This is a genomic window from Pseudomonas sp. 05L36 (assembly GCF_056398125.1).
This window is the reverse complement of record NZ_JBFTOU010000011.1, coordinates 110,469-131,087: the sequence shown is the minus strand read 5'-3', so window position 1 is coordinate 131,087 and position 20,619 is coordinate 110,469. Positions and strand designations below refer to the sequence as shown.

General features: G+C 60.9%; 22 protein-coding genes and 1 tRNA gene. 19 read left to right on the top strand and 4 right to left on the bottom strand.

Going from position 1 to position 20,619, the window contains the following annotated elements; translation table 11 throughout:
* The first annotated feature begins 212 nt into the window (after window positions 1–212).
* The 4 genes from AC1DKH_RS14625 (at window position 213) to AC1DKH_RS14610 (ending at window position 6,111) form a co-directional block, all read left to right on the top strand.
* Window positions 213–1,745, top strand: coding sequence for an MFS transporter (locus tag AC1DKH_RS14625; protein ID WP_477756095.1), 1,533 nt, complete (start codon window positions 213–215; stop codon window positions 1,743–1,745).
* Between the two features lie 26 nt (window positions 1,746–1,771).
* Window positions 1,772–2,836: an HlyD family secretion protein gene (locus AC1DKH_RS14620; protein WP_477798509.1), complete on the top strand. Its 1,065-nt coding sequence runs from the start codon at window positions 1,772–1,774 to the stop codon at window positions 2,834–2,836.
* Entirely contained in the window at window positions 2,833–4,410 is a 1,578-nt protein-coding gene (locus AC1DKH_RS14615; RefSeq protein WP_477798508.1) for an efflux transporter outer membrane subunit, read from the top strand. The genes AC1DKH_RS14620 and AC1DKH_RS14615 overlap by 4 nt, the downstream gene beginning before the upstream one ends.
* A 117-nt stretch (window positions 4,411–4,527) precedes the next feature.
* Window positions 4,528–6,111, top strand: coding sequence for a glycosyltransferase family 39 protein (locus AC1DKH_RS14610; protein WP_477798507.1), 1,584 nt, complete (start codon window positions 4,528–4,530; stop codon window positions 6,109–6,111).
* 18 nt (window positions 6,112–6,129) lie between these two features.
* Here the strand turns inward: AC1DKH_RS14610 and AC1DKH_RS14605 are convergent, their stop codons facing one another.
* Window positions 6,130–6,888, bottom strand: coding sequence for a slipin family protein (locus AC1DKH_RS14605; RefSeq protein ID WP_477759881.1), 759 nt, complete (start codon window positions 6,886–6,888; stop codon window positions 6,130–6,132).
* A 2-nt stretch (window positions 6,889–6,890) separates the two neighbouring features.
* The gene (locus tag AC1DKH_RS14600; protein ID WP_477798506.1) at window positions 6,891–7,424 is read right to left on the bottom strand and encodes an NfeD family protein; all 534 of its coding nucleotides are present in this window, start codon (window positions 7,422–7,424) and stop codon (window positions 6,891–6,893) included.
* 199 nt (window positions 7,425–7,623) lie between these two features.
* Between AC1DKH_RS14600 and AC1DKH_RS14595 the strand changes: the two genes are divergently transcribed.
* The 11 genes from AC1DKH_RS14595 to AC1DKH_RS14545 all read left to right on the top strand — a co-directional run bounded on the left by AC1DKH_RS14595 (window position 7,624) and on the right by AC1DKH_RS14545 (window position 16,753).
* Window positions 7,624–8,085 (top strand): aminoacyl-tRNA deacylase, encoded by a 462-nt coding sequence (locus tag AC1DKH_RS14595; protein WP_007975646.1) that lies wholly within the window; start codon window positions 7,624–7,626, stop codon window positions 8,083–8,085.
* Window positions 8,086–8,229: 144 nt separating this feature from the next.
* Window positions 8,230–8,475, top strand: a complete 246-nt coding sequence (locus tag AC1DKH_RS14590; RefSeq protein ID WP_477798505.1) for a DUF2789 domain-containing protein — start codon at window positions 8,230–8,232, stop codon at window positions 8,473–8,475.
* 82 nt (window positions 8,476–8,557) lie between these two features.
* Window positions 8,558–8,803, top strand: coding sequence for a type II toxin-antitoxin system prevent-host-death family antitoxin (locus tag AC1DKH_RS14585; RefSeq protein ID WP_046040690.1), 246 nt, complete (start codon window positions 8,558–8,560; stop codon window positions 8,801–8,803).
* Entirely contained in the window at window positions 8,793–9,074 is a 282-nt protein-coding gene (locus AC1DKH_RS14580; protein WP_057399135.1) for a type II toxin-antitoxin system RelE family toxin, read from the top strand. Before AC1DKH_RS14585 ends, AC1DKH_RS14580 begins: the two co-directional genes overlap by 11 nt.
* A gap of 132 nt (window positions 9,075–9,206) precedes the next feature.
* The gene (locus AC1DKH_RS14575) at window positions 9,207–9,635 is read left to right on the top strand and encodes a MarR family winged helix-turn-helix transcriptional regulator (protein WP_095945024.1); all 429 of its coding nucleotides are present in this window, start codon (window positions 9,207–9,209) and stop codon (window positions 9,633–9,635) included.
* Window positions 9,632–11,704, top strand: coding sequence for an FUSC family protein (locus AC1DKH_RS14570; RefSeq protein WP_477798504.1), 2,073 nt, complete (start codon window positions 9,632–9,634; stop codon window positions 11,702–11,704). The genes AC1DKH_RS14575 and AC1DKH_RS14570 overlap by 4 nt, the downstream gene beginning before the upstream one ends.
* Window positions 11,701–11,910, top strand: a complete 210-nt coding sequence (locus AC1DKH_RS14565; protein ID WP_477798503.1) for a DUF1656 domain-containing protein — start codon at window positions 11,701–11,703, stop codon at window positions 11,908–11,910. Before AC1DKH_RS14570 ends, AC1DKH_RS14565 begins: the two co-directional genes overlap by 4 nt.
* Complete coding sequence (locus AC1DKH_RS14560; protein ID WP_223541566.1) at window positions 11,907–12,794, top strand: efflux RND transporter periplasmic adaptor subunit; 888 nt, start codon at window positions 11,907–11,909, stop codon at window positions 12,792–12,794. Before AC1DKH_RS14565 ends, AC1DKH_RS14560 begins: the two co-directional genes overlap by 4 nt.
* The gene (locus AC1DKH_RS14555; RefSeq protein WP_477755339.1) at window positions 12,791–14,239 is read left to right on the top strand and encodes an efflux transporter outer membrane subunit; all 1,449 of its coding nucleotides are present in this window, start codon (window positions 12,791–12,793) and stop codon (window positions 14,237–14,239) included. Before AC1DKH_RS14560 ends, AC1DKH_RS14555 begins: the two co-directional genes overlap by 4 nt.
* Before the next feature lie 92 nt (window positions 14,240–14,331).
* Window positions 14,332–14,967, top strand: coding sequence for an NADH:ubiquinone oxidoreductase subunit N (locus AC1DKH_RS14550; RefSeq protein ID WP_116264423.1), 636 nt, complete (start codon window positions 14,332–14,334; stop codon window positions 14,965–14,967).
* Window positions 14,968–15,247: 280 nt separating this feature from the next.
* Complete coding sequence (locus tag AC1DKH_RS14545) at window positions 15,248–16,753, top strand: YdgA family protein (RefSeq protein WP_477798502.1); 1,506 nt, start codon at window positions 15,248–15,250, stop codon at window positions 16,751–16,753.
* A 338-nt stretch (window positions 16,754–17,091) separates the two neighbouring features.
* On the opposite strand, the gene AC1DKH_RS14540 is transcribed toward AC1DKH_RS14545, so the two are convergent.
* Window positions 17,092–18,621 (bottom strand): FAD-dependent oxidoreductase, encoded by a 1,530-nt coding sequence (locus AC1DKH_RS14540; RefSeq protein WP_477798501.1) that lies wholly within the window; start codon window positions 18,619–18,621, stop codon window positions 17,092–17,094.
* Window positions 18,622–18,761: 140 nt separating this feature from the next.
* Between AC1DKH_RS14540 and AC1DKH_RS14535 the strand changes: the two genes are divergently transcribed.
* From AC1DKH_RS14535 to AC1DKH_RS14520, 4 genes are all read left to right on the top strand, one after another.
* A complete protein-coding gene (locus tag AC1DKH_RS14535; RefSeq protein ID WP_477756514.1) occupies window positions 18,762–19,322 on the top strand; it encodes a YbhB/YbcL family Raf kinase inhibitor-like protein in 561 nt (186 codons plus the stop codon).
* Between the two features lie 55 nt (window positions 19,323–19,377).
* Window positions 19,378–19,647: a hypothetical protein gene (locus AC1DKH_RS14530; RefSeq protein ID WP_223457256.1), complete on the top strand. Its 270-nt coding sequence runs from the start codon at window positions 19,378–19,380 to the stop codon at window positions 19,645–19,647.
* A 118-nt stretch (window positions 19,648–19,765) separates the two neighbouring features.
* The gene (locus AC1DKH_RS14525) at window positions 19,766–20,065 is read left to right on the top strand and encodes a type II toxin-antitoxin system prevent-host-death family antitoxin (RefSeq protein WP_477798500.1); all 300 of its coding nucleotides are present in this window, start codon (window positions 19,766–19,768) and stop codon (window positions 20,063–20,065) included.
* Window positions 20,062–20,370 carry a type II toxin-antitoxin system RelE/ParE family toxin gene (locus AC1DKH_RS14520; RefSeq protein WP_477798499.1) on the top strand — a complete coding sequence of 103 codons (309 nt, stop codon included), beginning with the start codon at window positions 20,062–20,064 and terminating at the stop codon, window positions 20,368–20,370. The genes AC1DKH_RS14525 and AC1DKH_RS14520 overlap by 4 nt, the downstream gene beginning before the upstream one ends.
* A gap of 71 nt (window positions 20,371–20,441) precedes the next feature.
* Here the strand turns inward: AC1DKH_RS14520 and AC1DKH_RS14515 are convergent.
* Window positions 20,442–20,518 (bottom strand) — tRNA-Arg (locus AC1DKH_RS14515).
* Window positions 20,519–20,619 lie beyond the last annotated feature (101 nt).

The window sequence follows — 20,619 nt, the reverse complement described above, 5'->3', positions numbered from 1 at the left end:
GCGAGCTTGCTCGCGAAAAACGTCTGAACGACACGATCAATCAGTCAGCACGCGTTATCGTTGGCGTCCATCGCGAGCAAGCTCGCTCCTACAGGGGGCAGGGGGTTGTATCGTTGCGTCTAGCGCACTTATAACCTGCCAATAAGTTGATTTTCGTCAGGCATTACGCTTCCTAGAATGCTTCGGTCTTTCCACGACGGAGCTTGCAGTACATGACTTCCCTTACGGTCACGGCACCTGTTGCTGCGGCCAGCCCGGCAGCCGCTCCACCCGTCTTCGGCCCGCGGATCATCATCGGCCTGGTGGGCGTGCTGCTGGCGGTGCTGGTGTCGGGCCTGAACGAGATGGTGACCAAAGTCGCCCTGGCTGACATCCGTGGTGCGTTGGCCATCGGCTACGACGAAGGCACCTGGCTGGTCGCCTGTTACACCGCGACTTCGGTGGCGGCCATGGCGTTCGCACCGTGGTGTGCGGTGACGTTCTCGTTGCGGCGTTTCACCCTGTGCGCCATCAGCCTGTTCACCCTGCTGGGTGTGTTGTGTCCCTTCGCCCCGAATTACGAAAGCCTGTTGTTGCTGCGCACCTTGCAAGGCCTGGCGGGCGGCGCATTGCCGCCGATGCTGATGACCGTGGCCCTGCGGTTTTTGCCGGCCAATGTGAAGTTGTATGGCCTGGCCGGTTATGCCCTGACGGCGACGTTCGGCCCGGGCCTGGGCACGCCATTGGCCGGGTTGTGGACCGAGTATGTCGGCTGGCAATGGACCTTCTGGCAAATCATCGCGCCGTGCCTGATTGCCATGGCCGCGGTGGCGTATGGCTTGCCCCGGGACCCGCTGCGTCTGGAACGCTTCAAGTCCTTCAACTGGCGCGGTGTGCTGCTGGGTTTTCCCGCCATTTGCATGCTGGTGATCGGCATTCTGCAGGGCAATCGCCTGGACTGGTTCGAGTCGAACCTGATCTGCGGATTGCTCGGTGGCGGGCTGTTGCTGCTGGTGCTGTTTTTGAGCGGCGAGTGGTCGCAGCCGATGCCGTTTTTCAAGATGCAGATGCTCGGCATCCGTAACCTGTCTTTCGCCCTGCTGACCCTGGCGGGCGTGCTGGTGGTGTTGCAGGCGGTGATCATTATTCCGTCCAGCTACCTGGCGCAGGTCCAGGGTTATCGTCCGGTGCAGACCGCGCCGATCATGCTGCTCGCGGCGCTGCCGCAATTGATTGCGCTGCCGTTGGTGGCGGCGCTGTGCAACTTTCGCTGGGTTGATTGCCGCTGGGTATTGGGCATCGGCCTGAGCATGCTGGTGCTGTCGTGCGTCGGCGGCTCGCAACTGACGTCCGCGTGGATTCGCGACGATTTCTATGTGCTGCAATGGCTGCAGATTTTTGGTCAGCCCATGGCGGTGTTGCCGCTGCTGATGCTGTCCACCGGCAGCATCAACCCGATGGAGGGGCCGTTCGCATCGGCCTGGTTCAACACCGTCAAAGGCCTGTCGGCGGTCATCGCCACCGGGGTGATCGAAGCACTGACCACGGCACGTCTGCATTTTCACTCGACCATGCTGGTCGACCGCCTCGGCAACTCGCCGCTGGCCGAGCACGACAGCGCAAGCCTCGCTCATCGTCTGCATGAGCAAGCGGTGGTGCTCACTTCCTCTGATCTTTACCTGTGCATGGCCGGTATCGCCGTGACCTTGATCCTGCTGATTTTCTGGCTGCCAACGCGGATCTATCCGCCGCGCGCACCGACCTGAATGCTCCACTGATACAGAAGGTTTTTATGAACACTCAAGCAAAGCAGAAAGTCGCGGTTGCCGTGGCCGCCGCAGTGGCCGTCGGCGTATTGCTGTACCTGGCGATGCCCGGCCTGTTCGGCAAGCGCACCCAACAGAACACCAACGATGCTTATGTCTCGGCGGATTTCACCCTGGTCGTGCCGCGGGTCGCCGGGTTTATCAAGCAAGTGCTGGTCGAGGACAACCAGCAGGTCAAGGCCGGGCAGTTGCTGGCACTTATCGATGACCGGGATTTGCGCGCAGCCGCCCAGGCCGCCGATGCCGAAACGCTGGTGGCCAGGGCGCAACTGCAAAACGCCCGGGCGACCCTCGAGCGCCAGGCGTCGGTGATTGCCCAGGCGCAATCCTCGGTGGTCTCGGCCAAGGCGGAAATGGCGTTTGCCGAACATGAGTTGAACCGTTACAGCCACCTCGCCGGAGTGGGCGCCGGCACAGTGCAAAATGCGCAGCAGGCGCAAACGCGCATCGACCAGGCCTCCGCGCGGCTGGCCAACGCCACTGCAGTACTGGCGGCGGAACGCAAGCAGGTGGAGATCCTCACGGCCCAGCGCGATGCCGCCGAAGGCGGTCTGAAACGGGCGCAAGCGAAGCTGGAAATGGCCAGCTATGAGTTGTCCTATACGAGGATTGTCGCGCCACAGGACGGTATGGTCGGCGAACGCGCGGTGCGGGTCGGCGCCTACGTCACTCCGGGCAGCAAAATCCTCGCAGTGGTGCCGCTGGCGCAGGCTTATGTGATGGCCAATTTCCAGGAAACCCAGCTGACGGATGTGCAGCCGGGGCAGGCTGTACAAGTGCGCGTTGACAGTCTGGGCGGTGCGGCACTCAAAGGTCGTGTCGAAAGCATTGCGCCGGCTACCGGGGTGACGTTCGCCGCGGTCAAACCGGACAACGCCACCGGCAACTTCACCAAAGTGGTGCAGCGGATTCCGGTGAAGATCGTGCTTGAGCCGGGGCAGTCGCTGGCCGAGCGCTTGCGGGTGGGGATGTCGGTGGAGGCGAGCATCGATACCGCAAGTGATGTATTGCGTGAGGTGACTCAGCGATGAAAACCAGTGTTGACGGCGCGGACGCCATCGCGAGCAAGCTCGCTCCCACAAGGGTTATGTGCGATGTACAAGATTTTCGCATCACAGAAAGTCCATTGTGGGAGCGAGCTTGCTCGCGAAGGGGCCAACTGTCGCAACTTACCTTGAGTGCCTTGCTCGTCATGAGTTTCAGTGGCTGCACCGTCGGCCCCGATTTCAAAAAGCCCGAAACCACACAAATCACCGATTGGGCAAAACCGGCCAAATCCGCCGCCAGCCAGGCCGTCGCCGAAACAATGGCCGAGCGCTGGTGGGAGGTGTTCCACGACCCGAAACTCTCGGCCCTGAGCCAGCGCGCCCTGACCGACAACCTCGACCTGAAACTGGCCGGCAGCCGCTTGCAGCAAAGTCGTGCCGTGCGTCAGATCATCACCGCCGAGCGCTACCCCAACACGGCTGCCAGCGGCCGTTACGGACGCAACCGTAACAGTAGTGAAGGCCTGAACGACCCGTCAGGACACAACGGTCAGTCCGCCTTCAACCTGTGGGATGCCGGCTTTTCCGCCTCCTGGGAGCTGGATTTCTGGGGTCGTGTGCGTCGGGAAACCGAAGCGGCCGACGCCAACCTGGAAGTCGCCGAGAACGACCGACGCGGTGTGCTGCTGTCGGTGCTGGCCGAAACCGCCCAGGACTACATTCAACTGCGCGGTGTGCAGAACACCCGGCTCGTCACCGAACAGAATCTCGACGTTGCCCGCCATAGCCTGAAGCTCTCGCAGTTGCGCCTGGCCGACGGCGTCGCGACGGACCTGGATGTCGCCGAAGCCGCCGCACAAGTGGCGGCCATCGAATCGCGCCTGCCCGCACTGGAGCAGCGCCAGTGGCAACTGATCAACGCCTTGAGTCTGTTGATGGGCGAACCGCCCCAGGCATTGGCGGCGGAGTTATCCACAGACGCACCGGTGCCACAAACGCCGCGCCAGGTCGCCATCGGCTTGCCCTCGCAACTGGCTGCACGTCGGCCGGACATTCGCCAGGCCGAAGCACGGCTGTATGCCGCCACGGCCAGCATTGGCGTGGCCAAGGGCGATTTCTATCCGCGAATCACCCTGTCGGGGAACATCGGTTCCCAGGCCATGCAACTGAGCGATTTCGGCTCCTGGGGTTCGCGTTCGTTCGGCATCGGCCCGCAATTCACTTTGCCGTTGTTCGACGGCGGCCGCTTGCGTGGCGTGCTCGAGTTGCGTGAAGCACAGCAGCAGGAAGCCGCTATCGCCTATCAGCAAACCGTGTTGCGCGCCTGGCATGAAATCGATGACCAATTGACCGCCTACAACGCCAGCCAGTTGCGCCGCGACAGCCTGGCCGAAGCCGTGCGCCAGAACCGCATTGCGCTGGACACCGCGCAACAGCAGTACGTTGAGGGCGTGGTGGATTTCGTCACCGTACTCACCGTGCAAGGGGCGTTGCTGGCGACGCAGGAGCAGTGGGTCGAGAGTTCGACCGGCGTGTCGCTGGCGGCCGTCGGGTTGTACAAGGCGTTGGGAGGGGGGTGGGAGTCGGTGTATCCGTTGGTTGAGACGGCGCAGCGCTGACGGTGCAGCCGCCGGCTATCGCTTCATTATCGGGTCAGCATCGACGTTGCTCGGCTTGAAGGGCTAAAGTGATGCACAAACAATCTGGCTCTTCACTCAACGTCGCAAGGGGAGGCAATGGAGGCGCGCAGAGAAACGCCGATGGGCGACACTCAGGGACCGCACGCCAATCCTGGTTTCGCCAGGGGCGTGCAACCGTTGATCCGCTGGGCGCGAGAGCATTGGCTGGTGCCGATTCTGGTATTGGCCGCGCTGGTGCGCTTTTACGATCTGACCGCTGCCGCGATTTGGGGCGACGAGGGTTCCAGCCTGCTGCTGGCCCGTTACTCATTACCTGATATCTGGGTGCACGCCGCCTACGACGTGCACCCGCCGCTGTATTTCATACTGCTGCACGGCTGGATCGCGATGTTTGGCGACGGCATATTGTCGATCCGCTGCCTCAGTGTCCTGCCGGGGATTGCCTCGGTCGGGCTCGGTGTGTGGCTGGTCGATCGGCTCGCCACCCGCCGTGCCGCGATCTTCGCCGGCCTCCTGCTGGCCCTGCTGCCCACGGCGGTGCGCTACAGCCAGGAAGTGCGAATGTATTCGCTGCTGGGACTGTGGTTGCTGGGGGCAACCATTGCGCTGGTGTACTGGATCCGCAAGCCACAGCGTCGGCGCTATCTGGTGATCTATGTCGTGCTGATGAGCGCGGCGTTTTACACCCATTACTTCACGGCCCTGTGCGTGCTCTGCCATTGGTTGTACCTGGGGATCATCCGCGTGCAGCCAGGGCATCGTCTGCGGCACATCCAGCGGGGTGACTGGTGGCTGGCCAATGTGGCTATCGTGGCGCTGTATCTGCCGTGGCTGCCGGGGTTTGTCGACCTGCTACGGCACCTGGACCAACTGAAGGCCAATGGCGATGTTGGCTGGGAACTGCCCGTCAGCCTGGATTCCTTACCGTCGATGGTCTGGTCGTTGCTGACCCAGGACGACGGAGAAACCCTGCCTCCCCTGGTGTTTATTGCCTTGCCGGTGACCTTGCCGGTGTTGGCGTGGGTGGCGCTGGCACGTGATCGCAGTGTGTTCCGTGGCAGCGCGTTGCTCGCGATCTACACCTTTGTCCCGATGCTGCTGGTGTTTGCGGTGTCGTTTTTTTCGCCGATATTCATCGAGCGCTACCTCACCGCGTATGCCCTTGGCCTGCCGCTGTTGGCAGCATTGGCAATCGACCGCTTGTACTCCGGTTCCCGGGTGCTGGCCCTGACGGTGCTGGTCCTGTTTGTCGGTGTTGAACTGGTGGGCCTGAAAAACAACGCGACGGTGGACGTCCATGATCAGGTCAGCGTCCTGGTGGAAGACGTCAATCTGCATTTTCAGCCGGGGGACCGGATCGTTACCAGTGACATGCTCTGGTACTTGAGTTACGTCTACTACAACCGCACCAGTACCCAGCCCCTGCTCTACACCCCGCCACGGGCCGATGGCACTTCAAGCCGGCCGAACGACTATGGTTTCGGTACCTTGACGATGCCAGACGTGTATCTGGACCACTTGAGCGACCTGCCAAAGGGCACGGGACGAACCTGGCTGATCAGTACCGCCGACGTACCTGACGAGTTCGCACCGTTGCCGGCGCAATGGCAGATCGCTCGTCAGATGAAGGCTGGTGGTGTTGCCGCGAGGTTGTACCTGTCCGGCAATACCGGACAATGAGTGGCGTCATCGCAACCTTCAAGGTTTCGACGACAAGTCCGCCATGCCCTTGAGCAACTCGATTGGCAGCGGAAAGACGATGGTCGAACTCTTGTCGCCGGCAATCGAACTCAGGGTCTGCATGTAGCGCAGCTGCATGGCCCCCGGTTGGCGGCCAAGCATTTCGGCGGCCTGCATGAGTTTTTCCGAGGCCTGCAATTCGCCTTCGGCGTGGATCACCTTGGCTCGCCGTTCCCGTTCGGCCTCGGCCTGCTTGGCAATGGCGCGGATCATCGATTCGTTGAGGTCCACATGTTTGATCTCGACGTTGGCAACCTTGATGCCCCAGGCGTCGGTCTGGGCGTCGAGCACTTGCTGGATGTCCAGGTTCAACCGTTCGCGTTCGGCCAGCAGTTCGTCCAGTTCGTGTTTACCCAGCACCGCCCGCAACGTGGTTTGCGCCAATTGGCTGGTGGCCATTAGAAAGTCTTCGACCTGGATGATGGCCTTTTGCGGATCGAGCACACGGAAATACAGCACCGCGTTGACCTTGACCGACACGTTGTCGCGGGTGATCACGTCTTGCGGCGGAACGTCCAGCACCACGGTGCGCAAATCGACCCTGACCATTTGCTGGACCACCGGAATCAGCAGGATCAGGCCGGGTCCCTTGACCTGCCAGAAGCGCCCGAGCTGGAACACTACGCCGCGCTCGTACTCGCGCAGGATGCGAAACGTCGCCCCCGCCAGTGCGATGAGCAATAGCAGTAGCGCGACAAGACCCAATTGCAAACCCATGACTATTCTCCGCCCGACGCCGCGTCAGCCGCGGCCACTTGCAGCAGCAAACCCTTGCGCCCCACCACCCGTACCCGTTGTCCGGGTTGCAGTGGCGTCGCGCTGAGCACTTGCCATCGTTCTCCTTGCAGATGAACCCAGCCGCCATAGGCGTTGCCGAGCTGCACTGACGTGACCGGCGTTTCGCTGCCGACCAGCCCGGCATCACCGCTGACGGTGTGGCGCGGTCGGGTCTTCAGGGCGTGAAACACCAGGTAGATCAGCAACAGCGCGCTGATCAGTCCCAGGCCAATCATCAACGGCACGGGCACTTCGGTATTGGACAGGATCACCGCGCCGATCACGAACATCACGATGCCGCCCAGGCCGATCACGCCGTAATTGGGCAAGGCAGCCTCGGCGATCAGGAACGCAAGGCCGAAGGTGATCAGCCAGATCCCGATGGGGTTGGGCACCAGCAACACAACCGTGTCGGTGGCGCAGGCCGATCCGCTCAATGCCAACAGCAACGCAACTGCACAGCAACGCGTGTTCACTTGACCCTCCGGGAGAGTCGTGGAGTGGCTCTGCATACAGTTTAGTTGAGCCTTGGCCGGTATGAATTTTGCTCAACTGCCGTCGACATCCGATGGGCGGATTTCCCGCCGGATCGCGCGGACGGGCCTAGACTTTTACTACGCAAGCAAAACTTTAACCATCGTCCGCCGGCGGTCATGGCGGACACCGAGGTGCATCATGCGTATGGCAAGAACCGTGCAGCGAAGCCTGGAAAAGGCTCAATGCGAATATGACATCGTCAGCCACCCACACTCGGCCAGCAGCCTCGAAACGGCACGGGTCGCAGGTATTCCTGCCGAACGGGTGGCCAAATCAGTGATCCTCGACGATCACCATGGGCATTACCTGATGGCCGTGCTGCCCGCCAGCCGTCATCTGGACCTGAGCAAAGTCCGCAGCAGCGGTGAGTGGCAGGTTTCCCGCGAAAGCAACCTGGCGCACCTGTTCGATGATTGCGAACGCGGTGCCGTACCGGCGCTGGGTGAGTCCTATGGGTTGGAGGTGGTGATCGATCCGCTGCTGACCCGGCAGAAAGACATCTACCTGGAGGCCGGTAATCACGTCAACCTGGTGCGTATGGACATGCCAGAGTTTCTGAAAATGGTGCCGCATGCCGAAGTGCGGGAGTTGAGTCATTAGGTCTGCAGTGTCTTCGCTGCCGTCATCGCGAGCAGGCTCGCTCCCACAGGGAGATCGAATTTTCCTGTGGGAGCGAGCTTGCTCCGGGCGGCGTTCCGACGATGACCGCGCAGCGGTCCCTAAATTAGTCATCAGGAGTTCGTCATGGAAAACCCAACCCACAACCTCCCATCCCTGTTCAAACAACTCGGCCTGCCGGACGACGCCGAAAGCATCGATAAATTCATCGCCACCCATTCACCGCTCAAACCGGAACTGCACCTTGCGGATGCATTTTTCTGGAGCTCGAGTCAGGCGGATCTTCTGCGTGAGGAGATACTCGATGACGCGGATTGGGCCGAAGTAGTTGATCAGCTGGATGTGCTGTTGAGGAAGGGGCGTGGGGCGTAAAAAACTGATAGACGGTGCTCAACCGAGGTTGCTCTGATTACAATAACTGACCAGAATTAAGACCTTATTTGAGGTCTTAATTATGCAAAGCGTTTTGGCTGATATGGCTGTCAGCGTGTCTGAACTAAAGAAAAACCCCTCTGCCGTTTTGAATGGCGCCCATGGAGGGCCCGTCGCAGTGCTCAATCACAATCGCGTCATGGGTTACATGGTTCCTGCCGATGTGTTCGAAGCCATGATGGAACGCCTGGATGATCTGGAGTTGGCGGAAATCGTGCGTTCTCGTCGTCATGAAACGCCGATCCCGGTAACGCTGGATGACTTATAAGCTCGAATTTCTGCCATCTGCACGCAAGGAATGGGACAAGCTGGGGCACACGCTGCGTGAACAATTCAAAAAGAAGTTGGCAGAGCGGCTCGAAATGCCTCGAATCCCTTCCGACTCACTCCATGGCATGCCCGACTGCTACAAAATCAAGTTGAAGTCATCGGGGTATCGACTCGTCTACGAGGTGATAGATGAGCGCGTCGTCGTTTCTGTCGTTGCAGTAGGAAAGCGCGAACGCAGTGAAGTGTATGAGCGTGCCAGGAAACGTTGATGGCTCTCGGCGGGTCGCTGTTACGTATTTGTTTCAAAACTTGACGGATAAACCCCTCCAAGGCAATATTGATAGTTAGCAAACTAACAGTGTGTATTTTCCCTCGTGCCGAATAACCTCGACGTTCTCCAGATGAACATCAGCAGCGCCATGGTGGTGGCCGCCAGGCATTGGCGCAAAATCTGCCAGACCACGCTGGCCAACTATGGAATCTCCGAAGCCTGCGCCGTCCCGCTGTTGATGATCGGGCGTCTGGGCGAGGGTGTGCGCCAGGTGACGGTGGCCCAGGCAGCAGGGATGGAGAGCCCGTCGCTGGTACGCTTGCTCGATCAGTTGTGTCATGGCGGCTACGTTTGCCGCACCGAAGATGCACAGGATCGCCGCGCCAAATGCCTGAGCCTGACCGAAACCGGTCGGGAGCTGGTGCAGGCGGTCGAAGTGGAACTGGTGCGCTTGCGCCACGAAGTACTCGAAGGCATTGCCCCGAGTGATCTGGAAGCTACGCTGCGGGTACTGAGAGCTTTTGAAGCGGCCACGCCGCCATCGGTGGCCAACTCTTGAACGGATTTTTCTCTGGCATGCCCCCGGCGCGGGACTGGTTCTACGGAGTCCGCACTTTCGCCGCATCGATGATCGCGCTGTACATCGCCCTGCTCATGCAAATGCCGCGTCCGTACTGGGCGATGGCCACGGTGTACATCGTTTCCAGTCCGTTTCTCGGCCCTACCAGTTCCAAGGCGTTGTACCGGGCGGTTGGCACCTTTATCGGCGCTGCGGCGGCGGTTCTGTTCGTGCCGATGTTTGTGCAGAGCCCTTACGTGCTGGTGGTGGTGATTGCACTGTGGACCGGGACGCTGTTGTTTCTGTCCCTGCATTTGCGCACGGCCAACAACTACGCGTTGATGCTTGCCGGTTACACCTTGCCGTTGATCGCCCTGCCGGTGGTGAATAACCCGCTGGGGGTGTGGGACGTGGCCGAAGCGCGGACCGAAGAAATCTTTCTCGGCATCGCTGTGGCGGCGGTGGTCGGTGCGATGTTCTGGCCCCGGCGCCTGGCGCCGGTGTTCAATGATTCGGTGAGCAAATGGTTTGCCGATGCCTCGACCTACAGCCTGCGCTTCCTCAGCCGCAACGTGCAGCCTGAAGAAGTCAGCGCGTTGCGGGCATCGATGGTCGCCACGTTCAACTCCCTGGAGTTGATGATCGGTCAGTTGCCCCACGAAGGCTCGCGTCCGCAGACAGTGCGCAATACCAAGGAATTGCGCGGACGGATGATTCACCTGTTGCCAGTGATCGATGCCCTCGACGACGCGCTTTACGCCCTGGAACGGCGCACCCCCGAGCTTGTGGACAAGTTCGCGCCATTGCTGACGGCCACCACCGAATGGCTCGAACACAAGGATGCCGATCTCGTCCGCTGGCAAGCCCTGAAGTATCAACTTGAGGCCCTGCAACCGGCTCCCGAAGCGCTGGATGACCGCAAGCAACTGCTGTTCTCCAACGCCATTTACCGTCTCGGCGAGTGGATCGATTTGTGGCAAGACTGCCGCAGCCTGCAATACGCCATTCAGTGCGAAAGCCAGGACAGCTGGCGCGCGGTGTATCGGCACTGGCGGCTGGGACGGCTATCCCCTTTTCTGGATCGCGGCCTGATGTTCTATTCCGCTGCTTCCACCGTCACCGCGATAATCGTCGCTTCGGTGTTGTGGATTCTGCTCGGCTGGACCGATGGCGGCAGCGCCGTGATCCTGGCGGCGGTGGCGTGCAGCTTCTTTGCCTCGATGGACGACCCGGCGCCGCAGATTTACCGGTTCTTTTTCTGGACGGCGATGTCGGTGGTGTTCGCCAGCCTTTATCTGTTTCTGGTGCTGCCCAACCTGCATGACTTTCCGATGCTGGTGCTGGCGTTTGCCGTGCCTTTCATTTGCGTCGGCACCCTGACGGTCAAGCCGCAGTTTTACCTGGGCATGCTGCTGACCCTGGTCAACACCTCGTCCTTCATCAGCATTCAGGGCGCTTACGACGCGGACTTCCTCAGTTTCGCCAACTCCAATCTGGCCGGCCCCATGGGTTTGCTGTTCGCATTCATCTGGACCCTGATCGCCCGGCCGTTCGGTGCCGAACTGGCGGCCAAGCGCCTGACCCGTTTCAGCTGGCGCGACATCGTCAGCCTCTCCGAGCCGGCGACGTTGTCCGAGCATCGGCTTCTGGGCATACGGATGCTCGATCGGCTGATGCAGCATCTGCCGCGCCTGGCCATGACCGGCCAGGACTCCGGCGTGGCGCTGCGGGAAGTGCGGGTGGCGCTGAATCTGTTGGACCTGCTCGCTTATACGCCGCGGGTCCTCGGTGTGCCGCAGGTGCTGCTGCGCCAGGTGGTGGCCGAGGTTGGCGAGTACTTCAAGGCCTGTCTCAAGGCCGGTGAGCGCTTGCAGGCACCGAGCCCGTTGCTGATGACCCTCGACCGCACGCGTCGTGCCCTCAGCGGTGCCGGCGATGATGAAACCCGTCGGCATTTGCTGCACGCCCTGAGCGGCCTGCGCCTGGCATTGTTGCCCGGCGTCGAATTCGTTGGTGCCGCCGAGCCCGAAGAACCGCTTCCCCATGGCATTGATGGAGCACCTTTATGATCGGTGACCTGGATATGAGCGGGGTGTTCCTGCCCACGCTGCTGGTGCTGATGGGCATTACGTATGCGTTGTACCTGTTGGTGCACGGGGTGCTGACGCGCCTGCACTTTTACCGTCTGGTCTGGCACCGGGCATTGTTCAACGTGGCCCTCTACGCCTTGCTGCTTGGCGCCGTGGACTCACTCAGTCGATACCTGATGACATGAAAAAACCGTTTCTAACCCTGGGTCGCGTGGTGTTGACCCTGCTGATCGTGAGCTTCGCCGTTGTCGTGGTCTGGCGCATGGTGATGTATTACATGTTCGCGCCCTGGACCCGCGACGGGCACATCCGTGCCGACATCGTGCAAATCGCGCCGGACGTGTCCGGGCTGATCCAGCAAGTGGAGGTGCGCGACAACCAGTTGGTCAAGCGCGGCCAGGTGCTGTTCAGCATCGATCCTGACCGCTTCAAGCTGGCCCTGCGCCAGGCGAAAGCGGCAGTCGCCGACCGCGAGGAAACCCTGGCCCAGGCCCAGCGCGAGGCCAAGCGGAACAAGGGTCTTGGCAACCTGGTGCCGGGTGAGCAACTGGAAGAAAGCCAGTCAAAAGTGGCCCGCGCCCAGGTGGCGTTGATGGAAGCCCAGGTGGCGGTGGACAGCGCGCAGCTCAACCTCGACCGCTCGGTGATCCGCAGCCCGGTGGACGGCTACGTCAACGACCGCGCGCCACGGGCCCAGGAGTTCGTCAGCGCCGGGCGTCCGGTGTTGTCGGTGGTCGACAGCAACTCGTTCCACATCGATGGCTATTTCGAAGAAACCAAACTGAACGGCATCCACATCGGCCAAAGCGTCGACATCCGGGTGATCGGCGACAATGCGCGCCTGCGCGGGCATGTGGAGAGCATCGTCGCCGGTATCGAGGATCGCGACCGCACCAGCGGCAACAACCTGCTGCCCAACGTCAACCCGGCCTTCAGCTGGGTGCGGCTGGCCCAGCGGATTCCGGTGCGGATTGCCTTCGATGACGTGCCGGAAGATTTCCGCATGATCGCCGGGCGCACCGCCACGGTATCGATCATCGACGATCAGAAACGGGAGCCGGCGCAATGAGCAAGGCCTCGGGTTTGGCAGTCGCCGGATTAGGCTTGCTGCTGTCGGCGTGTCAGATGGTCGGGCCGGATTATCATTTGCCCGAAGAGGCGGCCGTCCATCGTCCAGACTTCCAGGGCGATCTGGCGGTCGACGGCAAAACGGTGGTGTCCGCGCCGGTGCCGGCCGATTGGTGGCGTTTGTATCAGGACCCGCGACTCGACCAGTTGGTGCAGCAGGCCATGGCCTCCAACACTGATTTGCGCGTGGCGGCGGCCAGCTTGTCGCGGTCTCGCGCTCAGGTCGATGAGGCGCAAGCGGCGGGCGGCTGGAGCGGCGGCGTGCAGATGGGTGCCCAGCGCTTGCAGGAGTCCGGCCAGGCCTTCCTGATACCGGAAAAAGTACCGGTGGCCAACATCGGCGATATCGGCATCAGCGCGTCGTACCAGTTCGACTTGTTCGGCACTTTGCAACGTGGCATCGAAGCGGCCAAGGCCAATGCCGATGCGACGCAGGCCGCCGCCGATACTGCACGCATCACCGTGGTGGCCGATGTAGTTCGCGCCTACACACAAGTGTGTGCGGCCAATGAAGAGCGGGAAATCGCCCAGCATTCCCTCGATCTGCAAGCCCAGAGCACCACGCTGATCCAGCGCCTGCGCGATGCCGGACGTGGCGATGAAACCCAGGTCACCCGCTCGCAAACCCAATTCAAATCCCTGCGCGCCGACATGCCGCGTTATGAGGCCTCACGTCAGGCCGGGCTGTATCGCTTGTCGATGTTGCTGGCCAAACCCGTGGAACAACTGCCGGCCGGCACCGCCACCTGCGACGAACTGCCAAAAATCGCGCAATTGATTCCGGTGGGCGACGGCGCCGCGTTGCTCAAGCGTCGCCCGGATGTGCGGCAGGCTGAGCGGCGGCTGGCGGCCGCGACGGCCGGTATTGGCGTCGCCACGGGTGAGCTGTACCCGAATATCAGCATCGGCGCGACCATCGGTACCGTCGGTATCCTGGACGATCTCGGCGACCCGTCTACCAACCGCTGGGGCTTCGGCCCGTCGCTGACCTGGAAGGTGCCGACCAACGGCGCCCGGGCGCGCATCCGCGAGGCCGAGGCGGTGACCCAGGCGACGCTGGCGCATTTCGATGGGGTGGTGCTCAACGCCATTCGTGAAACCCAGACCGGCCTCGCCCAATACACCGCGTTATTGCAACGTCGCGATGCCTTGGCGGACGCCGAGCAATCGGCGAAACTGGCGGCCGACCAGACCCACCGCTTCTTCCAGGCCGGACGCGCCTCGTTCCTGGCCGACCTGCAAGCCACCCGCACCTACATCGACGTTACGGCGCAATTGGCTGCTGCCAACACCCAGGTTGCCGCCAGCCAGATCGATTTGTTCCTCGCCTTGGGCGGCGGTTGGGAAAGCGGACGAACGCAAGCGTCGAACTCCGGCAAACCCTGAGGCCGTTGCTATGCTTTGAAGTGTTGGACGGGCGCCCGTGCAAAGCGCCCTTTCTTCGCACAAGGCACGCGCAGGTCAGGGGGAAACCAAGAATGAAAAACCCTTATGCTCTCGGCTTCTGGTGCGCCATCGTGGCATTAGTGCTGCTGTCGGCCACCTATTTCTACGGCATCATGCTGGCCCACCAGATCGACAAGGCTCTGGCGTTCCTCGACAGTGCCGTCGCGCTGATTGCCGTGATGTCCATTGCGGTGGTGGCCTGGGCCTCGGTCCAGAATCAACGCATCAAGAAAAGACAACTCGAACAAGGCAAGACCCTGGTCCTGATCTGGGACACCAAGGTGGCATTGCGTCGTGTCGAAACGGTGTTCGACCGTTATTTCTGGGGCAGTTACTGGCAACCGGGGCGCACGTTTCAGGAAGTCATGGGCGAATTGACCGGCACGCCACTGGAAAAAAGCCTCGAGAGCCTTAAAAAACAATGCCTGGCGCTGGACCGGCAGGTGGCTGACGACGGTCGGCACTGGCTCAGCAATGCTCGGGAGCTGGCCGATGTCGCCACGGCCATGGCCCGCGAACGTTATCAACTGGACGTCTGCGACCCGCGTGCGGAAGTGACGGGCGGGGCGGTGATCAACCGCGACTTCGAAGTGCTGGTGTACACCTGGACTGCGCGGCTCAAAAGCTTCGATCATCAGCTTGATGAGATCGAGGTCCAGTATTCCTGATTTAGTGGTGGCAAGACTGACGCCTTCGCTGGCAAGCCAGCTCCTACGGTACAAGGTGATCCCTGTAGGAGCTGGCTTGCCAGCGAACGCAATAGTATGACCGCCGAAAATCTTGAACCGTGCGAACTACCCCAAGACACTCTTTCACCTTTAATCATTGGGCCGTTCGTCGCGCCCGGTGCTAACCTGCATTCCACTTTCAGCACAGTCGAGCTGCAATCCGTCATGGGTTCAKGGAAGACGACCTCACTTTCAACAACGGACATTGAACGGGTCATACATGAATAAATCAGCAGGCGTGCTACTGGGAATCGTTGTCGCAATCGGTGCCATCAGCGCAGGCGGAGCCTGGTTCACCGGCACCAGGCTCGAAGGTGTGTTGAACACCTCGATTGCCAATGCCAACAAGGAATTGCAGGCGGCCATGGTCGGTTCCAACGGCACAGCGTCGCTGGAACTGGTATCGCTGGAACGTCATGTATTCAGCAGCACCGCGCACTACCGCCTCAAGGGCGAAGGCGAAATGTTCGGCGAAGCGCCGGTCGAGTTGCTGTTTGTCGATCATATCGAACACGGCCCGTTGCCGTTCTCGCGGCTGATGTCGCTGAAGTGGTTGCCTGTCTTGGCGACCAGTCACTACGAACTGGAAAAGACCCCGTCCACCGAGAAGTGGTTTGCCGCCGCCAAGGACAAATCCCCGCTGACCGGCGTGGTCAACATCGGCTATGACAACGCTACCAATGGCACCTTCGAGTTGCAGCCGCTGGAAATGGCCCTGGATGACAAGTCGAGCATGAAGTTCTCCGGCTTGAGCATGGACGTCGATGCCAGCGCCCAGGCGCAGAAGGTCAAGGCCAACGGTTACATGGACAGCCTGAAAGTGACCACCGTGTCCGAAGACCAGGCACCGGTGCAGGTTGAATTGAACGGCCTGACCCTGGCCAGCAACCTGACAAAAAGTACCTACGGTTTCTACACCGGCGAAAACGTCCTTGAACTGGCCAGCGGCAAATCGACCTTTGGCGCCAAGCAGTCGGTGCTGGACTTCAAGAAATTCGAGATGAAAAACCTGACCGGAGAATCGGGCAGCAACGCCTCCGGGCGTGCCGATTACAAGGTCGGCGAAGTGTCCCTGAACGGCAAGACCATCGGTTCCGGTGCGCTGGCCATGAGCCTGAAGAACCTCGACATTCCGGCCACCCTGTCGTTAATGCAGGTTTACCAGAGCAAACTGCAGCCGTATGAAAGGGCGGCAGCGGAAGCGACGGCGGCCGGGCTGCCGGCACCGGAGCTGAAACTGACCGAAGCCGAAGAAGCACTGCTCAAGTCCAGCCTGGAAAAACTGCTGGCGGCCGGTCCGCAAGTGGCCCTGGAAAACCTGTCGTTCAACACCGCCAACGGTGAGAGCCGCGCCAATATGGTGCTCGACCTGACCAAGCCGCAAGCCATCGATCTGCCGACCGATCAGTTGGTCAGGCAGCTGATTGCGCTGCTGGACTTCAAACTGCAAGTGTCCAAGCCCATGCTGGTCGATGTGCTTACCGTGCAATCGCAAATCGACGGTCAGACCGATGCCAAGCTGATTGCCGACCAGGCCACGGCCACCGCAGACATGTTCAGCAGCATGGCGGTCGGCAGCCAACTGGCAAAACTGGACGGCAACAACATCGTCACCAACTTGCATTACGCCAACGATCAGGTGGACTTCAACGGCCAGAAAATGACCGTCGAGGAGTTTGCCGGTTTTGTGATGAGCAAGTTCGCGGGGGCTAATGCCACCGAATAACGGCGGTCGTGTACCCGGCAACGCCCGGCCTTTGCATCGTGCAGACGCCGGGCGTTTTGCTGTCCGGCATCTAGGGGGCGTTCTCAATTAGTTTCCCCACCGCGTTGTCGCCTTAAAGCTGGCCAGGCAAGGCGTAGGCCGCTGGGAATGGTTGTTCCCTTTCCAAGGCCTGCAACGCAGCATGGCCAGCTTTAAGGCACAACCCGAAGGGCCGGGCCTGCTGTTGTGCAGGGCTGTGTTGCTCGAAGCTGATTTGGAATGACCAAACTGCGCTTCTCGCGCCTTGCCCTGCACAACAGCAGACCCGGCGCGGTAGGGAAACTAATTGAGAACGCCCCCTAGGGAACATCACGGATCAGTCGCCATGCCTCTTCCCATGGCAACGGCTGTTTCATCCGCTCGGCGAGCATCGCCATGGCCCGGTCCATCTCGCAGGCGACCGCCGCCGACACCACGCCGTTTTTTCCAAACAGGCCAATGAAGGGCGGATCGCAAGGGTCGCCCTTGAACTCGACTTCGTCCCAGTTCTCGGCGTGACCGAGGTAGTCGTAGGTTTTACCGAAATGCCAGGTCCAGAAAAATGGCACGTCGAGGTAATGCTCGTCACCACCCAGCATATTCGCCGCGGCGATCCGCGCTTGCTGCTGGGCCAGTCGCCAGTGTTCGATGCGCAGGTATTGGTTGTTCAGCGGGAACGTGGCGATATCGCCAGCCGCCCAGAGGCCGTCGGCCACGCGCATTGCGCCGTCGACACGCAGCGAGTGATCCTGCTCTTTCGCCAGCCCGGTGAAGGCGGCAGTGGCTGGCGTGACGCCAATGCCGACCAGCACCAGATCGGCCGGCAAACGTTGGCCGTTGTCCAGGCGCACGGCTTCGACCTTGTCCGTTCCTTCGATCTGTACCGCATTGCCCTGGGTGTGAAACACGACGCCATTGGCTTCATGCCGCGCGCGAATGGCCTTGCCGACCGTGTCACCGAACTGCTTGGCAAACGGCACTTCGTGGCGGGCCAGCACTGTCACATTCAGGCCAAGCTGGCGCAGGGACGAGGCGGACTCCATGGCAATGAAACTGTCGCCGATGATCACGACTCGCTGGCCGGCGCTGGCGCTGTCCAGAATCTGTTGCGCATGGGCTTTGGAGCGTAAGACGAACACTTGCGGCAGGTCGGCGCCCGGCAGCGTCAGCGGGTTGGGCACGCCGCCGGTGGCCAACAGCGCGGCGTCGTATGTCAGTGTTTGGCCGTCAGTCAGCCGCAGCGTCCTGTTTGGCGCATCCAGGCTTGCCACTTCGCCTCGCAGGCGCTCGATCCGCTGCTCGCGGTAAAAATCCTCGTCGCGCAGCGGCGGGACTTCGTCCAGCGGCATCTCCCCGGCGATCACGTATTTGCTCAGCGCGGTACGGTCGTATCCAGCTTCGGCTTCGCGGTCGATCAACAGTAACCGGCCGCCGAAACCTTTCTCGCGCAAACACGCTGCCGCCGCCGTGCCTGCCGCGCCAGCGCCGACAATGATGAAGGTTCGTGGATCGTCGGCCGGTGGCGTGTGGGCGTCCGGCAACGGCTGGTCGCCGACCCAGATGTCGCCGTCACGGACTTCGAGGGGATAGCGCTTGAGACTATCCAGGGCTGGTGGTTCACACAGCCCGCCATCCTCGATCCGAAACTGCGCCTTGTGCCACGGGCAGGTCAGGCGCCCATTGCATACCGCACCGTCGGCCAGCGGGGCGCCGGCATGCGGGCATTCGGCCTGATAAGCGCGCAGTTGTTCACCGGCCCGCAACAGCAGAATCTTGCTGTCCTGGACCTGCACTTCCAGACCCCGGTCTTCGGGCACATTGGCGACACGCGCAACGCGATGCAGAGTCATGATTGCTCTCCAGACAGACGTTTCACTTATGAGTCTGGCGCTTATCGCGAGGTTCAGCCAATTCCCCCCTGCCACGGCGTGAACGGTCCGGCTATAGTTTGCACGCCGACGACGGCCCAACACGCACAAGGTGCTCCGGTATGACCCGATTGACCTCAATCAACACTTGGCTCGCGGCCTTGGCAGTCGCCCTTTGCGTGCAGTTCCCGGCGCAGGCCCAGGAACGTTTCACCCTGAACATTCCGGGTGTCTCCGATGACCGTCTGTTCACGTCCGCCGCCGCCGGCGATTCCGCGGGCTGTGGCGGACATAACATTTCCCCGGCATTGAACTGGAACGCCGGCCCGGCAGCCACCCAAAGCTACGCCATCGTCATGCACGACCCTGACGGCCAGAAAGGCCAGGGCGTCGATAACTGGGTGCATTACGGCATCAAGGCCGCTACCCACCAGATCCCGGCCGGTGCCGGGACCAAACCAGGCCTCGAGGGCGTCAGCGGTACCAATAGCAAGGCAACCACCGGCTACATTGGCCCTTGCCCGCCCGTTGGCGACAGCGCGCACCACTACATCATCCAGATCTACGCCCTGGACCTGGCCCCGGAAGCCTTGCCCGCCGGCCTGACCCGTGCGCAGCTGCTGGAAAAAATCAAAGGCCACGTCCTGAGAAACAGCAGCGTGGTGCGGCGCTATCACCGCTAAGGCTGATCGCCTCAGCAGATTTGCAGAAAACTGAAGTGCGCGGCATTCCTGGGATTTGGCATCCACCCCCGAAAGCGCGCACTATCAGGCTATAGCCGATGCGTTGGAGGATGCCGTGGCAAAAAAAATCGACCGCATCGCCCAAATGCTCAACTGCCCGCAAAAGGGTGAGGAACTGCGGCGAGCGATTACCGAGAGTCGCAAGGATTTTCTGCTGAACCAGCCGGAAGAGGACATTGTTGAAGACGACGACCTTGAAGAGGAGTTTTTCGAGGACGACGAGGACGATGATGAGTACGACGAGTTCGACTGGACGACAGAATGAAAAAAACCGCTTCGGCGGTTTTTTTGTGGGCCAGGGCAGCACCGGTCGGAGATTCGTTGACCCTCATGCAGGGAATGGAACACTATAAGGTACTTTTTTTCGTACCTTTGGAGCCGTCATGGAGCAACTACTTGCCAGCCGTTCGGTCAGTATCACCGAGCTCAAGCGCAGCCCGAGCACTGTAATCGAACAAGCTGGCTCCGAGCCTGTTGCCGTGCTCAACCACAATCGCCCTGCCGCCTATCTTTTACCGCACGCGGCCTATCAACAACTGCTGGATCGGCTACAGGCTGCCGAACTTCGTGAAGCCATTGCGGCCAGCCGCAACGATCCGCGTCCGGCCATTGCTGCCGATACCCTGTTTGCCGAGCTTGATGCGCTGATTGATGAGGTAGCTGCCGAGCAAAACCGTCCATGAGGCAATTGCTTTTCTCTGCATTGGCACGGGACGATCTGCTGCAAGTCGCTCGTTTTATCGCCCGAGATAACCCTGAACGGGCCCGGACGTTTGTGCGCGAGCTACGCATGCAGTGCACACGATTGATCGATCAACCGAACCTGGGTGTTTCAAGAGACGATTGCGCCAAGGGATTGCGAATGCTTGCCCATGGCCGATATCTGATTTTCTACTGTTTGATGGACGACGAGATCAAGGTCGAACGTGTGCTGCATAGTGCGAGAGACATTGGCCGGCTGTTTGAAAAAAACAGCATTGATCCTTAGGCGCCAAGCTTTCAATCACCCACAAAAAAGCCCCAGACCCATAAGGCCTGAGGCTTTCTCGCTACAACGTATGGTGCACCAGGCGGGATTCGAACCCACGACCCCTGCCTTCGGAGGGCAGTACTCTATCCAGCTGAGCTACTGGTGCAGCGGGCGCCATGATACTCATATGCGCTGCGGGCGTCCATGCTGCTGAATCGCCTGCGTTTTTTTAAAGCTGTAACGCGCGTTTGCTACGTTGATCAGAAA

Bases quoted from the DNA above. Each gene is read 5' to 3' on its own strand.
- AC1DKH_RS14625 (WP_477756095.1), top strand. From the start codon at position 213: ATGACTTCCCTTACGGTCACGGCACCTGTTGCTGCGGCCAGCCCGGCA.
- AC1DKH_RS14620 (WP_477798509.1), top strand. From the start codon at position 1,772: ATGAACACTCAAGCAAAGCAGAAAGTCGCGGTTGCCGTGGCCGCCGCA.
- AC1DKH_RS14615 (WP_477798508.1), top strand. From the start codon at position 2,833: ATGAAAACCAGTGTTGACGGCGCGGACGCCATCGCGAGCAAGCTCGCT.
- AC1DKH_RS14610 (WP_477798507.1), top strand. From the start codon at position 4,528: ATGGAGGCGCGCAGAGAAACGCCGATGGGCGACACTCAGGGACCGCAC.
- AC1DKH_RS14605 (WP_477759881.1), bottom strand. From the start codon at position 6,888: ATGGGTTTGCAATTGGGTCTTGTCGCGCTACTGCTATTGCTCATCGCA.
- AC1DKH_RS14595 (WP_007975646.1), top strand. From the start codon at position 7,624: ATGCGTATGGCAAGAACCGTGCAGCGAAGCCTGGAAAAGGCTCAATGC.
- AC1DKH_RS14590 (WP_477798505.1), top strand. From the start codon at position 8,230: ATGGAAAACCCAACCCACAACCTCCCATCCCTGTTCAAACAACTCGGC.
- AC1DKH_RS14585 (WP_046040690.1), top strand. From the start codon at position 8,558: ATGCAAAGCGTTTTGGCTGATATGGCTGTCAGCGTGTCTGAACTAAAG.
- AC1DKH_RS14580 (WP_057399135.1), top strand. From the start codon at position 8,793: ATGACTTATAAGCTCGAATTTCTGCCATCTGCACGCAAGGAATGGGAC.
- AC1DKH_RS14575 (WP_095945024.1), top strand. From the start codon at position 9,207: ATGAACATCAGCAGCGCCATGGTGGTGGCCGCCAGGCATTGGCGCAAA.
- AC1DKH_RS14565 (WP_477798503.1), top strand. From the start codon at position 11,701: ATGATCGGTGACCTGGATATGAGCGGGGTGTTCCTGCCCACGCTGCTG.
- AC1DKH_RS14560 (WP_223541566.1), top strand. From the start codon at position 11,907: ATGAAAAAACCGTTTCTAACCCTGGGTCGCGTGGTGTTGACCCTGCTG.
- AC1DKH_RS14555 (WP_477755339.1), top strand. From the start codon at position 12,791: ATGAGCAAGGCCTCGGGTTTGGCAGTCGCCGGATTAGGCTTGCTGCTG.
- AC1DKH_RS14550 (WP_116264423.1), top strand. From the start codon at position 14,332: ATGAAAAACCCTTATGCTCTCGGCTTCTGGTGCGCCATCGTGGCATTA.
- AC1DKH_RS14545 (WP_477798502.1), top strand. From the start codon at position 15,248: ATGAATAAATCAGCAGGCGTGCTACTGGGAATCGTTGTCGCAATCGGT.
- AC1DKH_RS14540 (WP_477798501.1), bottom strand. From the start codon at position 18,621: ATGACTCTGCATCGCGTTGCGCGTGTCGCCAATGTGCCCGAAGACCGG.
- AC1DKH_RS14535 (WP_477756514.1), top strand. From the start codon at position 18,762: ATGACCCGATTGACCTCAATCAACACTTGGCTCGCGGCCTTGGCAGTC.
- AC1DKH_RS14525 (WP_477798500.1), top strand. From the start codon at position 19,766: ATGGAGCAACTACTTGCCAGCCGTTCGGTCAGTATCACCGAGCTCAAG.
- AC1DKH_RS14520 (WP_477798499.1), top strand. From the start codon at position 20,062: ATGAGGCAATTGCTTTTCTCTGCATTGGCACGGGACGATCTGCTGCAA.